General features: G+C 72.1%; 14 protein-coding genes. 6 read left to right on the top strand and 8 right to left on the bottom strand.

Annotation, left to right across the window (positions count from 1 at the left end; all coding sequences use genetic code 11):
• The first annotated feature begins 57 nt into the window (after window positions 1-57).
• On the top strand, window positions 58-666 hold the full coding sequence (locus ACOKGD_RS11430; RefSeq protein ID WP_342337446.1) for a TetR family transcriptional regulator C-terminal domain-containing protein: 609 nt from the start codon (window positions 58-60) through the stop codon (window positions 664-666).
• A 9-nt stretch (window positions 667-675) separates the two neighbouring features.
• On the opposite strand, the gene metX is transcribed toward ACOKGD_RS11430, so the two are convergent.
• Together metX and ACOKGD_RS11420 are read right to left on the bottom strand one after the other, a co-directional pair.
• Window positions 676-1,884 carry a homoserine O-acetyltransferase MetX gene (gene metX, locus ACOKGD_RS11425; RefSeq protein ID WP_342337445.1) on the bottom strand — a complete coding sequence of 403 codons (1,209 nt, stop codon included), beginning with the start codon at window positions 1,882-1,884 and terminating at the stop codon, window positions 676-678.
• A gap of 81 nt (window positions 1,885-1,965) precedes the next feature.
• The gene (locus ACOKGD_RS11420; RefSeq protein WP_342337444.1) at window positions 1,966-3,294 is read right to left on the bottom strand and encodes a bifunctional o-acetylhomoserine/o-acetylserine sulfhydrylase; all 1,329 of its coding nucleotides are present in this window, start codon (window positions 3,292-3,294) and stop codon (window positions 1,966-1,968) included.
• A 209-nt stretch (window positions 3,295-3,503) separates the two neighbouring features.
• On the opposite strand from ACOKGD_RS11420, the gene ACOKGD_RS11415 reads away from it, so the two are divergent.
• The 4 genes from ACOKGD_RS11415 to ACOKGD_RS11400 are packed head-to-tail and all read left to right on the top strand — an operon-like array spanning window position 3,504 to window position 6,115.
• A complete protein-coding gene (locus tag ACOKGD_RS11415; protein ID WP_342337493.1) occupies window positions 3,504-4,262 on the top strand; it encodes an SDR family oxidoreductase in 759 nt (252 codons plus the stop codon).
• A gap of 29 nt (window positions 4,263-4,291) precedes the next feature.
• Window positions 4,292-4,798: a phosphoribosyltransferase gene (locus tag ACOKGD_RS11410; RefSeq protein ID WP_342337443.1), complete on the top strand. Its 507-nt coding sequence runs from the start codon at window positions 4,292-4,294 to the stop codon at window positions 4,796-4,798.
• Complete coding sequence (locus tag ACOKGD_RS11405; protein WP_342337492.1) at window positions 4,795-5,487, top strand: uracil-DNA glycosylase; 693 nt, start codon at window positions 4,795-4,797, stop codon at window positions 5,485-5,487. The genes ACOKGD_RS11410 and ACOKGD_RS11405 overlap by 4 nt, the downstream gene beginning before the upstream one ends.
• A 10-nt stretch (window positions 5,488-5,497) precedes the next feature.
• Window positions 5,498-6,115: a GNAT family N-acetyltransferase gene (locus ACOKGD_RS11400; protein ID WP_342337442.1), complete on the top strand. Its 618-nt coding sequence runs from the start codon at window positions 5,498-5,500 to the stop codon at window positions 6,113-6,115.
• 9 nt (window positions 6,116-6,124) lie between these two features.
• On the opposite strand, the gene ACOKGD_RS11395 is transcribed toward ACOKGD_RS11400, so the two are convergent.
• The 3 genes from ACOKGD_RS11395 to ACOKGD_RS11385 are packed head-to-tail and all read right to left on the bottom strand — an operon-like array spanning window position 6,125 to window position 9,795.
• Window positions 6,125-7,930: a PhnE/PtxC family ABC transporter permease gene (locus tag ACOKGD_RS11395; RefSeq protein WP_342337441.1), complete on the bottom strand. Its 1,806-nt coding sequence runs from the start codon at window positions 7,928-7,930 to the stop codon at window positions 6,125-6,127.
• The gene (gene phnC / locus ACOKGD_RS11390) at window positions 7,927-8,808 is read right to left on the bottom strand and encodes a phosphonate ABC transporter ATP-binding protein (protein ID WP_342337440.1); all 882 of its coding nucleotides are present in this window, start codon (window positions 8,806-8,808) and stop codon (window positions 7,927-7,929) included. Before phnC ends, ACOKGD_RS11395 begins: the two co-directional genes overlap by 4 nt.
• Before the next feature lie 27 nt (window positions 8,809-8,835).
• Window positions 8,836-9,795: a PhnD/SsuA/transferrin family substrate-binding protein gene (locus tag ACOKGD_RS11385; protein WP_342337439.1), complete on the bottom strand. Its 960-nt coding sequence runs from the start codon at window positions 9,793-9,795 to the stop codon at window positions 8,836-8,838.
• Between the two features lie 242 nt (window positions 9,796-10,037).
• Here ACOKGD_RS11385 and ACOKGD_RS11380 point away from each other — a divergent pair, with 242 nt between their 5' ends.
• Window positions 10,038-10,553: a DUF4190 domain-containing protein gene (locus ACOKGD_RS11380; protein ID WP_342337438.1), complete on the top strand. Its 516-nt coding sequence runs from the start codon at window positions 10,038-10,040 to the stop codon at window positions 10,551-10,553.
• Between the two features lie 82 nt (window positions 10,554-10,635).
• On the opposite strand, the gene ACOKGD_RS11375 is transcribed toward ACOKGD_RS11380, so the two are convergent.
• The 3 genes from ACOKGD_RS11375 to ACOKGD_RS11365 are packed head-to-tail and all read right to left on the bottom strand — an operon-like array spanning window position 10,636 to window position 14,155.
• The gene (locus ACOKGD_RS11375; RefSeq protein WP_342337437.1) at window positions 10,636-12,195 is read right to left on the bottom strand and encodes an aldehyde dehydrogenase family protein; all 1,560 of its coding nucleotides are present in this window, start codon (window positions 12,193-12,195) and stop codon (window positions 10,636-10,638) included.
• Window positions 12,196-12,203: 8 nt separating this feature from the next.
• Window positions 12,204-13,361, bottom strand: coding sequence for a sugar phosphate isomerase/epimerase family protein (locus ACOKGD_RS11370; RefSeq protein WP_342337435.1), 1,158 nt, complete (start codon window positions 13,359-13,361; stop codon window positions 12,204-12,206).
• Between the two features lie 11 nt (window positions 13,362-13,372).
• On the bottom strand, window positions 13,373-14,155 hold the full coding sequence (locus tag ACOKGD_RS11365) for an SDR family NAD(P)-dependent oxidoreductase (RefSeq protein WP_342337434.1): 783 nt from the start codon (window positions 14,153-14,155) through the stop codon (window positions 13,373-13,375).
• Between the last annotated feature and the right edge of the window lie 29 nt (window positions 14,156-14,184).

The following is a 14,184-nucleotide window of genomic DNA, read 5'->3' as shown; positions in this document are numbered from 1 at the left end:
TCCCATTCTTATTGATCACCTGATCAATAAGTCGACCGTAACCGGTACGCTGAGGGAGTGTCAACGCCGCGCCCCCGCGCCCCGCGCCGCTCGCCCGACGAGCGCCGCGCGGCGATCGCCGATGCCGCCCGGGTCGTCGCGCTGACCGAGGGGCTCGGCGCGGTGACCCTCCGGGCCGTCGCCGCCCGTGCGGGCGTCGCCCCCGCTCTGGTGGCCCACTACGCCGACGGCGGCATGGACGCGCTGGTCGCCGATGCCTTCACCGGCATCGTCGCCGCCGAGCTGGGGGAGGTCGCCGCGCTCGTCGCCGCGGAGCCCGACCCCCGCGCGGCGCTCACCGCGATGATGCGCACCCTCAGCGGCGGCGCGCGCGACGAGGTCACCGCCATCTGGGTCGAGGCGTGGGCGCTCGGGCGCCGCAACGAGGCCCTGGCCGCCGCCGTGCGCGCGCAGATGGACGCCTGGCACGACCTGGTGCGCTCGCTCGTCGACCCGTTCGGCGTCGCCGACCCGCCGGCCGTCGCGTGGCAGATCCTGGCGATGATCGACGGCACCGGCGCCCAGTCGCTTGTGCGCTGGGGCGAGTCGGAGGATCGGTCCGAGCTGCTGCTGCGCGCGACCTGGGGGATGCTCGGCGTCGCGCCCGGTGAGGGATCGGGTCGGTAGCCCCGGCCGTCAGTCGGTCTCGAGCAGGCGCCGGAGGTGATGGCCGACGGCGGCCGACTCGATCAGGAACCCGTCGTGACCGAAGTCGCTGACGAGCACCACGGCCTGGTCGCCGTCGAGCGTGTGCGGAATGCCGCGCGCGATCTGGTGCTGGCCGGAGATCGGGAACAGGCGATCCGAGTCGATCCCGAGCACCAGCGTGGTGGCCGTCACCCGCGCGAGGGCGTCCTCGATGCCGCCGCGCTCGCGGCCGACGTCGTGCGAGTCCATCGCCTCGACGAGGCGGACGTACGAGTTCGCGTCGAAGCGGCGCGTGAACTTGTTGCCGTGGAAGTCGAGGTACGACTCGACCGCGAAGCGCCCGCCGTGGCCGAGCGGGCTGACCCCCGACTGCCACGAGCGCTGGAAACGCGAATTCAGCTCGGTGGGGCTGCGGTAGTTCAGGAGCGCCATGCGGCGTGCGAGCGCGAGGCCGCGGTGCGGGCCGTCGCCGTCGGCCGCCTGGTAGTACTCGCCCCCGCGGAAGCGCGGATCCATGTCGATGGCCTGCAGCTGCACCGAGTTCAGGGCGATCTGATCGGCCGTCGTCACCGGGGGCGACGAGAGCACGGCGAGGCGGCGGAGGCGATCCGGGTGGCCGACTCCCCACTCGAGGGCGTGCATGCCGCCCATCGAGCCGCCGATCACGGCGGCCCAGACCTCGATGCCCAGGTGGTCTGCCAGGCGCACCTGGGCCGCGACCTGATCCCGCACGGTGACGTACGGGAAGCGCGAGGCCCACTCCTCGCCGTCGGGATGGATCGAAGCGGGGCCCGTGGACCCCTGGCAGCCGCCGAGGATGTTGGGCGCGATCACGAAGAAGCGGTCGGTGTCGATCGGGGCGCCGGGGCCCACGATGTCGCCCCACCAGCCCGCGGTCGGATGCCCGGGGCCGGCGTCGCCGCGCACATGGCTGTCGCCCGTGAGGGCGTGCGCGATCAGGACGGCGTTGTCGCGCGCCTCGTTGAGCTCGCCCCACGTCTCGTACGCGAGACGGAACGACGGCAGCACACCGCCGCCTTCGAGATGCAGCGCGCCGAACGCGGCGAAGCGGCGGTCGCCGACCGGGTCGCCGTCCTGCCACGCGCCGGATGCCGGGGGACGGCCGACCATCGAACGGGCATCGGCCTCGGTGATGAGGCTCGACGGCACCGTGTCCTCGGAGATCTGCCAGTCCATATGGCCATTCTGCCTGGACGCGGGAGAGGCCCGTCCCGTGTTACGGGGCGGGCCTCTCGGCGACGGGTGGTGAGGGTGGCGTTACGCGCGGGCCGCGGCCGACGTCTCGCGGGCCACCGTGAGCGCCTGATCGAGGTCGGCGAGCAGGTCCTCGACGTTCTCGAGGCCCACCGACAGGCGGACCAGACCGGGGGTGACGCCCGCGCTCAGCTGCTGCTCGGGGGTGAGCTGCGAGTGCGTGGTCGAGGCCGGGTGGATCACGAGCGAGCGCACGTCACCGATGTTGGCCAGGTGGCTGAACAGCTCGAGCGAGTCGACGAACGCGCGGCCGGCGTCGACGCCGCCCTTGAGCTCGAACGACAGCACCGCGCCGACGCCCTTGGGGGCGTAGGTGTTGGCGGCCGCGTACCACGGCGAGGTCGGCAGGCCCGAGTAGTAGACCGTCGCGACGTCGGGGTGGTTCTCGAGCCACTCGGCCACCAGCTGGGCGTTGTGCACGTGACGCTCGACGCGCAGCGACAGGGTCTCGATGCCCTGCAGCAGCTGCCAGGCGCTCTGCGGGGCGATGGAGGCGCCCAGGTCGCGCAGCAGCTGCACGCGCGCCTTGATGATGTAGGCGAGGCCGTCGCCCACCGCCTCGGTGTAGACGGCGCCGTGGTAGGACGGGTCCGGCGCCGTGAGGCCCGGGAAGCGGTCGGCGTTGCCGGACCACGAGAAGCGGCCGCCGTCGATGATGACGCCGCCGATCGTGGTGCCGTGACCGCCGAGGAACTTCGTCGCCGAGTGGACGATGATGTCGGCGCCGTGCTCGAACGGGCGGATCAGGTACGGGGTGGCGATCGTGTTGTCGACGATCAGCGGCACGCCGTTCTCGTGGGCGATGTCGGCCACGGTGCGGATGTCGAGGACGTTGATCGCCGGGTTGCCGATGGTCTCGGCGAAGAACAGCTTCGTGTTCGGGCGGACCGCGGCGCGCCAGGCCTCCGGGTCGTCCTGGTTCTCGACGAACGTCGTCTCGATCCCGAGCTTGGCGAGCGTGTACTTGAAGAGGTTGTACGTGCCGCCGTAGATCGACGAGGACGAGACGATGTGGTCGCCGGCCTGCGCGATGTTGAGCACCGCGAACGTCTCGGCGGCCTGGCCGGAGGCGACCAGCAGCGCGCCGGTGCCGCCCTCGAGCGCCGCGAGGCGCTGCTCGACGACGTCCTGCGTCGGGTTCTGGATGCGCGTGTAGATGTTGCCGGCCTCGGCGAGCGAGAACAGGTTCGACGCGTGCTGCGAGTCGCGGAACACGTACGACGTGGTCTGGTAGATCGGCGTCGCGCGGGCACCCGTCACCGGGTCCGGCGCCGCGCCGGCGTGGATCTGCAGAGTCTCGAAACGCAGCTGCTGCGTGGTGTCGTCGGACATCGGAACCTCCCCCTCAGGGCTCAGAGAATCGAGCCGGTGCGGCCCGCATCCGACGTTACGGCGACCCCTCTGACCAGGCAATCCGTGGGACATGGGGCGTCATACAACGGCCGGGGGATCGCGCCGTCCACCCAGCGTCGAAAAGGTACGCTCGACCAGTGACCACCAGCGAATCAGGCGCCTCCGCCGCCATCCGGAACCGGCGCGCCATCGTGACGGGAGCCAGTTCGGGCATCGGGGCCGCCGCCGCGCGGGCGCTGCGTGCCTCCGGATGGGACGTGGTGGGCGTCGCCCGCCGCGCCGATCGGCTCGAGGAGCTGGCCGCCGAGACGGGCGCCGACGTGTTCGCCGCGGATCTCACCGCCCAGGCGGACGTCGACGCCCTCGTCGCGCACCTCGCCGCGACCGGCGGAGTCGACGCGCTCGTCCACGTCGCCGGCGGCGCGCGCGGCGCCGACCGCGTCGAGGACGGCGACACCGACGACTGGACGTGGATGTACGACGTCAACGTGCTCTCGGCCCAGCGCCTGGTGAAGGCGCTGATGCCGCAGCTGCGCGAGCGGATCCGGTCCGGCGCGACCCACGCCGACACGCTGTTCGTCACGTCGACGGCCGCGCAGGTCGCCTACCCCGGGGGCGGCGGCTACAACGCCGCGAAGGCCGCCGAGGCGATGCTCGTGCACGCCCTCCGCCAGGAGCTCAACGGCGAGCCGATCCGCGTGATCGAGGTGGCGCCGGGAATGGTGCACACCCCCGAGTTCTCGCTCAACCGCCTGGGGGACGCGGCCCGGGCCGACGCGCTGTACGACGGCGTCGACCACCCGCTCGTGGCCGAGGACGTCGCCGACGTCATCGCGTACGCGCTGAACGCCCCCGGCCACGTCAACCTCGACCTCATCACGCTGCGGCCGGTCGCACAGTCGGCCCAGCACCTTCTCCACCGCGGCACCCTGAAGCCGCGCGACTGATCCTCCACAAGAGGAACGAAAGGACCCCCGTGCCTGACACCCACATCCGCGAGCACCTCTCCTGGGACGGATTCGGAGAGGCGGCCCGCGATCTGGCGCGGCGCATCCTGGACGACGGCTTCGTGCCCGAGGTCGTCGTCGCGATCGCCCGCGGCGGGCTGCTGCCGGCCGGCGCGATCTCGTACGGCCTCGGCGCCAAGAACTGCGGCGCCCTGAACGTCGAGTTCTACACGGGCATCGGCACCGTGCTGGACGCGCCCGAGGTGCTGCCCCCCGAGCTCGACATGGCCTACCTCGACGGCCGCCGGGTGCTGCTGGTCGACGACGTCGCCGACTCGGGGCGCACGCTGCGCCTCGCCGTCGACCTGCTCAAGGCCAAGGGCGCCGATGTGCGCTCGGTGACGATCTACACCAAGCCCACCACGATCATCGAGCCGGACTACTTCTGGAAGGCCACGGATCTGTGGATCGACTTCCCGTGGTCGTGGAAGGGCACCGTGCGCGAGGAGGACGCGGGCGAGGAGGGCTCGGCCTGAACCTCGACAGCGTCGACCGGGGCTGGGCCCGCGCGCTCGCGCCCGTCGCGGGCGACATCGACGCGCTCGCGCAGCGCCTGACCGCGGACCCGGACGGCTTCCTTCCGGCTCGGGATCGGGTGCTGCGCGCGTTCGAGCGCCCGCTCGCGGACGTGCGGGTGCTGATCGTGGGCCAGGACCCCTATCCCACCCCGGGGCACCCGATCGGGCTGTCGTTCGCGGTGGACCGGCACGTCCGCCCGCTGCCGCCGAGCCTGCGCAACATCTACCGCGAGCTGCAGGACGACCTGGGCATCGAGCCCGCGCCGCACGGCGACCTGTCGGCCTGGGCCGACCAGGGGGTCCTGCTGCTCAACCGCGTCCTCACCGTGCGCCCCGGCCCCGGCCAGGCTGGATCCCACCGCGGCTGGGGATGGGAGGGCGTCACCGCCCACGCGATCGGCGCGCTGGTCGCGCGCGGCGGGCCGCTCGTCGCGATCCTGTGGGGGAGGCCCGCTCGCGAGCTGAAGCCGCTGCTGGGGGATGTGCCGGTGGTCGAGTCGGCCCACCCGTCGCCCCTGTCGGCGCGGTCGGGGTTCTTCGGATCGCGGCCGTTCTCGCGGGCGAACGACCTCCTCGTCGCGCAGGGCGCCGATCCTGTCGACTGGACGATCGACGCGCGACACACGCTCGACATCCCCGGGTTCTAGGCTGGATCGCATGCTGGAGGAGGAGTACCAGAAGCGCCGCGTGCTGCCGCGCCACCTGCAGAAGCAGCCCGAGCCGGAGCGCCCCTTCACGTACGAGATCCGCCCCGCCCGCGCGGGCGATCTGCCCGACATCCGCGAGATCTACAACTACTACGTGCGCAACTCGGTGGTGACCTTCGACGAGAAGGCCTGGACGCACAAGAGGTGGCGCGAGAAATTCGACCACCTGCAGAAGCTCGGTCTGCCGTTCCTCGTCGCCGTCGCGCCGACCGGTCAGGTGCTGGGATATGCCCTCGTGTCGCCGTGGGCGGGGAAGTCGGCGTTCCGCTACACCGTCGAGAACTCGATCTACCTGGGGCAGGCGGCGACCGGAAAGGGCCTCGGCCGCGCCCTGCTCGAGGCGCTCATCGAGGCCTGCGAGGAGATCGGCCTGCGCCAGCTCGTCGCCGTGATCAGCGACAAGGGCGCCGAGGGATCGATCGCGCTGCACGAGAAGCTGGGCTTCGTCGAGGTGGGGCGGATGGGCAAGGTCGGCTTCAAGTTCGAGCGCTGGCTCGGCACGGTCTACCTGCAGAAGCAGCTCAGCCCGAAGAAGAAGTCGGGTGTGCTGAAGCGCATCTTCAGCTGATCCGGGCCGTCACCGCACCGCGCGCCGGATCAGGATCGCGAGCGTCTCGACGACGACGACCATCCCGATCACGACCAGGACGTAGGCGAACACCTCGTCGAAGTGGCGCGCCTGCAGCGAGTTGAGCAGCAGGAATCCGACGCCGCCCGCGCCGACAACGCCCAGCAGCGTCGCCGAGCGGATGTTCTGCTCGAGCACATACATGAGGTGGCTCACCAGCGCGGGCACCGACATCGGCACCGTCGACGAGAAGAACACCTGGGCGCGGGTGGACCCGCCGGCCGCCAGCGCGCGCTCGGGGCCGCCCGGCACCTCCTCCATGGAGTCGCCGATCAGCTTCGACAGCAGCCCCACGCCGCCGATGCCGAGGGCGAGCGTGGCCGCCTGCGGCCCCATGCCCGCGGCGATGATGAACAGGATCGCCACCACGAGGTCAGGCACCGAGCGCACCACGAGCGCGAGACCGCGGAACAGGTTGCGCACCGTGCCGTTCGGGGCGACGTTGCGCGCCGAGAGCGGGCCGACCAGCGCCGAGATCACGGCCGCCATCAGCGTCGCCGCGAAGGCGATCTGCACCGTGCGCAGCACGGCGGCCAGCACCTCGCCCCAGCCGTTGGAGCCGAAGGTGAGGGGCCACAGCGCCCGGCCCTGGGCCGGATCCACCAGCTGCTGCCAGGTGGGGGCGAGAAGACGGGCGACGTCGGGGGCGGCGTACGCGAACGCCGCGACGACGATCGCGACACCCGCCCAGATCCAGACGGTGGTCGAGACGCGCTCGCGATCCCAGGGGCGGGACAGGGCCTCGGCGATCCGGGCGGCGCGATCCGGTGCCGGCACGGGGTGCCGCGACGGCGCAGACGGTGTCGTGCGCCCCCGGCGGGCGGCGCGGGCGACGGCACCGCCGAGCCCGCCCTCCCGTGGGGCGACGTTCAGCAGCCGCGCGCGGATCGTCGACGAGACGATCTCGAACGCGATGCACAGCGCGATGATGATCACCACGAGCGGCACCACCCGCCGCATGCCGGCCGGGCCCGCGTGCAGGGCGTCGTCGAGCTCGTAGCCGATGCCCACCACACCCACGACACCGAGGATCACGGTGCCGCGCAGGTTGATGTCGGCGCGGTGCAGGGCCACGGCGATCCAGGCGGGGAGGGCCTGGGGCACCACGCCGGCCCAGAACTCCTGCGCCTTGCTGCCGCCCGCGGCGCGGATCGCGAGGCGCGGCCCCTCGTCGATCTGCTCGATGGCGTCGGCGAACATCTTCGAGATCATCCCGACCGAGTGCAGCCCGATCGCGAGGATCGCCGGCAGCGTGCCGGAGTTGAACCAGAGGAAGGCGAAGAACACCACGAACACGATGTCGGGGATCGCGCGGGCGATGACCCCGATGCCCCGGCACAGGGCGAGGACGACGCCGTTCGGCGTGGTGTTGCGGGCGGCGCCGTAGGCGACGGGGACGGACAGGACCGCGGCGAGCGCGGTGCCGGCGATGACGAGCGCGAGGGTGATGGCGACCGTGAGCACCATGTCCCAGATCGGCGCGAACCCGACGAACGAGGTGGTGAAGACGGTTGATCCGTCGGCCTGGCGCTCGCCGGCGACCTCCCACCCCGGCCACTGCAGGGGCGTGGCCATGTCGAGGAAGCGGGCGATGTTCGGGCCGACGGTCTCGAGCCCCTTGGGGGTGAAGTCGAGGGCGACGAACGACCAGACGCCGAGTCCGAGGATGGCGACGATGACGCCGTACGAGACGATCGCCGACAGCGGGGGAGCCGGGCGCGGGACGAGGGCGGCGCGCGCGGCGACCGTGGTCACGCGCGGTCCTCCCCGGCGGCGGCACGACGCAGCTCCTGCGCGAGCACCTGCTCGCGCGCCTCGGCGAGCTCGTCCTCGAGCGCGGCGATCTCGGAGGTCGAGGTGGCCACGCGGCCGTAGATCTCCATGACCTGCTCGCGGCCGAGGTTGTCGGTGGGGGTGTCGAGCACCACCCGGCCGCCCCGGAGACCGACGATGCGGTCGCCCCAGCTCAGGGCGAGGTCGACCTGGTGCAGCGAGCACACCACGGTGAGGCCGCGTTCGGCCGCGATCTCGCGGATGAGGGCCATGACCTGGCTGCTGGATTCGGGATCGAGCGAGGCGACGGGCTCGTCGGCGAGCAGGATCTCCGGATCCTGCATCAGGGCGCGGGCGATCGCCACCCGCTGCTGCTGACCCCCCGAGAGGCGGTCGGCGCGCTGGTACGTGCGATCGAGCAGGCCCACGCGCTCGATGTGGCCGAGCGCCTTCTCGCGCAGCGCCCGGGGATAGCTCCAGACCCCCACGCGCGGCCCGCGGAGGGTGGACAGCGAGCCGGTGAGGACGTTCTCGAGCACCGACAGCGCGCCGACGAGCTCGAACTGCTGGAAGATGAAGCCGACCCGGCCGCGGAGCGACCGCAGCTCGCGGCCGCGCAGCCGGGTGACCTCCTCGCCGAGCGACTGGACGGATCCGGTCGTCGGGGTCTCCAGGCCGTTGATGTGGCGCAGCAGGGTGGACTTGCCCGACCCCGAGAGGCCGAGCAGCACCACGATCTCGCCGGGAGCGACGGACAGCGACACCTCCGTCAGAGCCGGTGCGGACGCACCCGGGTAGGTCTTGCCGAGCTCCCGGGTCCGGACGGCGGGGCTCTGGGCGGGGGTGTCGCTGTTCGTCATGTCAGTGCTCTCCCGAGACGCCGGCGCTTACGCGCGGCAGGCCTCGACCTGGTCGGCGATCTGGTCGCAGACGTCGCGGATCGTGTCGAAGTACGCGTCGTCGACGCTGCCGAAGCCGAACCAGTTCTCGGTGAGGAACTCGTTGAGCTCGATGCCCGCGTCGGTCAGCGACGCCTGGGTCGAGTCGACCATCGCCTCGCGCAGCTGGTCCTGGACCTCCTGCGGGAGGGCGGACTGCATCACGATCGGCGCGCCGGGCACCTGGAAGCGGTCGACCTCGACGAGCGAGCCGGCCTCGATGAGCGGATCGGCGTCGGTGTCCTGGGCGAAGCCGACCTGGCAGTCGGCACCCTCGGCCACCTTGGCGGCGTTGAGGTCGTGCTCCTCGCCGTAGACGGTGTTCTCCTCCGAGACGGTCACCCCCGCGTTCATCAGCTGCGACATCGGGATCGCGCGACCCGAGGTCGACGTCGGGTTGACGAAGCAGACCGGCTGGTCGGCGAAGTCCTCGATGGTCTCGACACCGGTGGCGGCGGGGTTCTTGATCGCGACCGAGAAGTAGCCGGGCTCGGCGCCCTCGGCGGTGATCTGCGCGCCGATCGGGGTGATCTCGGCCCCGGCGTTCTGGGCCTGGTAGTACGTGAACGACGAGATCTGCGCCACGTCGACCTGGCCGGAGGCGAGGCCCTGGACGACCGCGGTGTAGTCGGTCGCGGGGAGGAACTCGACGGTCTTGCCCGTGATCTCCGCGATCCAGTCGGCGATCGGCTGGGCGTCCTGCTCGGCGCCCTCGTGGTCGGGGAGGGTGGCGAACACGATCGTGTCCTCGTCCTTGGCGAACGTGCCCTCCGACGCGCTGTCCGCGGCGGCGGGCGTCTGTGCGCCGGCGTCGGCCGGCTTGGTGGTGGTCGACGAGCAGGCGGCGAGGCCGAACGCGAGGGCGAGGCCCGCGGTGAGCGCGAGGCCGCGCGTGACGGTGGTCTGCATGAGTGCCTTCCGGGTATGTGATGCAGGCGGGACGTCGGTCCGCTCGCGGCGCGAGCCGGGCCGACTCGGGAAACATAGGAGCGCGGGCGGCCCAGCGCCTTGCCCCGCGGTGGCCCGGACGTGAACGCCCCGTGAAAGTCCGTCGATGGGGAGAACCCAGCCCAGACGCGGGGGTGAGCCGGGGGTGAGCCGGGGGGCTGTCCCCGACGCCGGGCGGGTCGCCTGCCGATACGATCGGCCCCATGTCCTACCCCGAGAACCCGCAGGGCGACTCCCTGCCCCGGCCGCCCGCGCCGCCGCAGCCCTCCGACCGGCAGCCGTACGGGCTGCAGCCCTCCGGCCAGCCGCAGCCGTATGGTCAGCAGCCGTATGGCCAGCAGTCGCCGCTGCAGCCGCCGCAGAATCCCTACGGGCAGAACCCGTATGCCCCGGGGGCCTACGCCGCCGCGCCGCGCAACAGCGTGCTCGCGATCTGGGCGATGATCCTCGGCATCGCGTCGTTCGTGCCGCTCTGGATCGCGTGGATCCCGGTCATCGGCTGGTTCACGCCGCTGTTCCCGCTCGCCGCGGTGATCCTCGGCCACATGGCCCTGCGCCAGGTCAACCGCGACGGGCTCGGCGGCCGCGGCATGGCGATCACCGGTCTGGTGCTCGGCTACATCTTCATCGCGCTCGACATCATCATCCTGCTGATCGGCCTCGCCATCGGCGCGTTCGTGGTGGGCACGGTCGGCACCGCGGGCCTCTACGGATCCTGACCCCGCGTCCATGACGAAGGGCGAGCGGATCGGATCCGCTCGCCCTTCGCTGCGCCCGTCGCGTGCGCGACGGCACCGGGTGTCAGTGCGCCATCGCCGCCAGCGCCGCCTCGTCGAGCGTGGCGATCGAGCGGGTGTCCTGGAAGTCGCGGACGCCCTCGATGCCCTGCTCGCGGCCCATGCCCGACTGCTTCACGCCGCCGAAGGGCGCGCGCAGGTCGAGGCGGTTGGCGCCGTGGTCGTTGATCCAGACGTAGCCGCAGTGCAGCTGCGCCCCGATGCGCTGCGCGGTCTCCGGGCTGGAGGTCCAGACGCTGCCGCCCAGGCCCGCCCACGTGTCGTTGGCGGCCGCGATGGCCTCCTCCTCGGTGTCGAACGGGATGATCGGGATCACCGGGCCGAACTGCTCCTGCGTCACCACCCGCAGCGACGGGTCGGGGTCGATGACCAGCGCGGGGCGCAGGAAGTTGCCGCCCTCGAGCTCGCCGCCCGGCAGCTCGCCGTACTCGCGCACCTCGGCGCCCGCGTCCTTCGCCTCCTGGATGATCTCCTCGACGAACGCCTTCTGCGCCGGCTGATGCAGCGGGCCCATCGTCGTTCCCTCGTCGAGGCCGTACCCGAGGACGACCTTCTGCAGGCGGCCCTCCAGCGCGGCGACGAGCTCGTCCTGCCGCGAGCGGTGCACGTAGACGCGCTTGGCGTTCATGCAGATCTGGCCCGTGGTGTCGTAGATCGCGCCGAACAGGCGGTCGATGTGCGTGTCGTCCAGCACGGCGTCCTCGGCGATGACCGCCGCGTCGTTGCCGCCGAGCTCGAGCGTCACGCGGGTGAGCGACTTGGACGCCATCTCCATCATCCGCTTGCCGCCGTTGACGCTGCCGGTGAAGGACAGCTTGGCGACGTCGGGGTTCTGGATGAGCGCCGACATGTTCTCGTCCTTGCCCGTGACGACGTTGAGCACGCCGGCGGGCAGCTTCTGCGCCACCCGCTGCACAAGGCGCGCGGTCGCCAGCGGCGCCGAGGCCGGCGGCTTGACCACAACGGTGTTGCCCGCCAGCAGCGCGTTCGGCAGGGCGGCGCCCAGGATCGCGATCGGCCAGTTGAAGGGCACGATGATCGAGACCACGCCGAGCGGCGAGTGCGCGATGCGAGTCGTGACCGGGATGCCGGGCGCCGGCTCCAGCGTGGTGTCCACATCGACCTGGTCGGCGACCCCGAGGGTCACGTTCCAGCGGATCTCGAACACCAGCGCGTCGATCCACGCCTCCATCCGGATCTTGCCGTTCTCCTGCGACAGGATGGCCGCGTCCGCGTCGCGGTCGTCCGCGATGCCGGCGATGGCCTCCGCCATGGCGGAGGCGCGCTCGTGGGCCGACAGGGCCGACCACGAGGGGAACGCGGCCTTCGCCGCGGCGACCGCGTCGGCCACGTCCTGCGGCGACGCCGATGCGGCCTCGCCCACGATGACGCCCGGCTTGCCGGGGTCGGCGATCTTCACCACCTCGTCCGTGAAACGCTCCTCGCCGCCGATGAACAGGCCGGTGCGGACGGCCGCATCGGCCTGCGCCCGCCCGGCCTCGGTGTCCGACGCCGCGCCGTCTGCCGCATCGGTGCTGACGACTGCGTCCTGGGTGTCCGTCATGGGATCACTCACCTCTCTGTGTGTGCTGCGGGTGCGTTCGCGCCCGCGGGGTGTGGGGGTGCGGGCATCGTCGCGCCCGCGCTGTCGTGGGCCGGGGGCTCCCGGCGGGGGTCGTCCGACGCGGATGCGCCGGTGCGAGTTCGGGTCTCGGGTTCAGTGTGTGCCACGAACGGATCGGAGACAATATCGTCGCCAGAATCCGTCACCCCGGTGCTCCCGTCTGCCGGGCCGGTGCCGTCGTGTGCGGCCGCGCGGGCCAGGCGCGCGGCGCGTCGGCCGGGTGCGCTCGCCGCCCAGCCGGCGCGGATCAGGCGCGCCGCGTCGTCGGCGAGATGGAGCCCGTCGACGTAGGGGGCGCGCCAGATCGCGAGCGCGTCGCGGGCCGGCGGCGGGAGGATCGCGGCGCTGAACGCCTCGACCCCCCAGCGGCCCTCGTAGCCGTCATCGAGCGCGCGCCGCACGATCTCGGTCACGTCGATCGCGCCGCGGGAGAGCCGGCCGCGGCCGGACTGGCCGAGCTCGAGGAACGCCAGTCGCGGCAGCGCCGCCCGGATCGCCGCCGACGCGTCCTCCTCCTCGACGGCCATGTGGAAGGTGTCGAGATGGATCCGCAGGTGCGGCGATCCGCTGGCCTCGGCGTAGGCCATGGCCTGCTCGGCGGTGTTGATCATCGCGGTCTCGTAGCGGTTGAGCACCTCGAACACCACGGTCACACCGCGCTCGTGCGCCCGCTCGGCCACCTCCCCGAGGGCCGCGGCCGAACGCTCCCACGCGTCCCGCGGCACCTCGGTGGGCGAGCGCCCGAACAGGCCGTAGGGCACGCCGTTGAGCTGGTCCGATCCCAGCAGCGCGGCGAGCGCGACCATGTCGTCCAGCGCGGCGACCCCCGCCGCCCGCACGGCGGGGTCGGCGGAGGCCACATCGGCGTCCGGTGACTGGCCGGCGATCGGGATGGCCGAGAGCCCGCGCGCCTCGCACAGCCGGCGGAAGCCGGCCGCGTCGAAGCGCGCGGGATCGACGGGCGGCAGCACGATGCGCCGGAACCCCCGGGCGGCGATGCCGTCGAGGGCCGCGGTGAGCACGTCCGACGACGGGTCGGCGAGCACCACGTTGAGATGGCACGCGACGTCCAGCGCGGCGGGCAGACGCTCGGGGATGGTCGACATGGCGGATCCGGTCAGAACACCGGCAGGGCCAGGCGCTGCTTGAACACCGAGTAGCCGTCGTCGACGCTCACGACCGTGCCGTTGATGACGCGCGACTCGTCGGACGCGAGGAACGCCACGACATCGGCGATCTCCTCGGGCTCCGTGAGCCGCCCGCGCAGCTGCTCGGAGGCGAAGGTGGCCTTCAGCTCGTCGCTGAACTGGTTGATGATCGGGGTCGCCACGCGCCCGGGGGTGATCGCCACGGCGCGGATGCCGTGCTCGGCGAGCTCGTAGGCGGCCGAGCGGGTGAACGAGATCACGGCGGCCTTGGCCGCGCTGTAGGTGAAGGCCAGCTCCGCCGCCTGCTCGCCGTACACCGACGACGTCGAGATGATGACGCCTCCCGTTCTCTGGCTCGCCATCTGCCGGCCCGCCGCGACGATGCCGTAGTAGACGCCGTTCTGGTCGACCGCGATGATGCGCTCGTAGTCGGCGACGGGGTCGTGCTCGAGCAGCGGCGTGCCGCCCGCGATACCGGCGTTGTTGAAGATCACGTGCACGGCGCCGAACACCTCCACGGCCTTCGCCACCATCGCCTCGACCTCCTCGAACACCGACACGTCGACGCCGGTCGAGGCGGCCGCGCCGGGGTATCCGGCATCCTCGACCTCCTTCACCACGGCGGCGGCGCGATCCGGGTCGATGTCGGCGACGAGCACCTTCGCGCCCTCGCGCACGAACTTGTGCACGGTGACGCGGCCGATGCCGCTCGCTCCGCCGGTGATGATGGCGACTTTGCCGTCCAGGCTCATGGGTTCTCCTTCTGGTGGGTGATGAGGGG

The organism is Microbacterium phosphatis, from assembly GCF_049177115.1.
GTDB lineage: Bacteria > Actinomycetota > Actinomycetes > Actinomycetales > Microbacteriaceae > Microbacterium > Microbacterium phosphatis.
This window is presented reverse-complemented; position numbering and strand designations above follow the sequence as displayed.

What these genes read in the sequence shown, in the direction of transcription:
- phnC (WP_342337440.1), bottom strand. Translation starts at nt 8,808, where the DNA reads ATGACGAACAGCGACACCCCCGCCCAGAGCCCCGCCGTCCGGACCCGG.
- ACOKGD_RS11375 (WP_342337437.1), bottom strand. Translation starts at nt 12,195, where the DNA reads ATGACGGACACCCAGGACGCAGTCGTCAGCACCGATGCGGCAGACGGC.
- ACOKGD_RS11420 (WP_342337444.1), bottom strand. Translation starts at nt 3,294, where the DNA reads ATGTCCGACGACACCACGCAGCAGCTGCGTTTCGAGACTCTGCAGATC.
- ACOKGD_RS11370 (WP_342337435.1), bottom strand. Translation starts at nt 13,361, where the DNA reads ATGTCGACCATCCCCGAGCGTCTGCCCGCCGCGCTGGACGTCGCGTGC.
- ACOKGD_RS11400 (WP_342337442.1), top strand. Translation starts at nt 5,498, where the DNA reads ATGCTGGAGGAGGAGTACCAGAAGCGCCGCGTGCTGCCGCGCCACCTG.
- ACOKGD_RS11380 (WP_342337438.1), top strand. Translation starts at nt 10,038, where the DNA reads ATGTCCTACCCCGAGAACCCGCAGGGCGACTCCCTGCCCCGGCCGCCC.
- ACOKGD_RS11365 (WP_342337434.1), bottom strand. Translation starts at nt 14,155, where the DNA reads ATGAGCCTGGACGGCAAAGTCGCCATCATCACCGGCGGAGCGAGCGGC.
- ACOKGD_RS11385 (WP_342337439.1), bottom strand. Translation starts at nt 9,795, where the DNA reads ATGCAGACCACCGTCACGCGCGGCCTCGCGCTCACCGCGGGCCTCGCC.
- metX (WP_342337445.1), bottom strand. Translation starts at nt 1,884, where the DNA reads ATGGACTGGCAGATCTCCGAGGACACGGTGCCGTCGAGCCTCATCACC.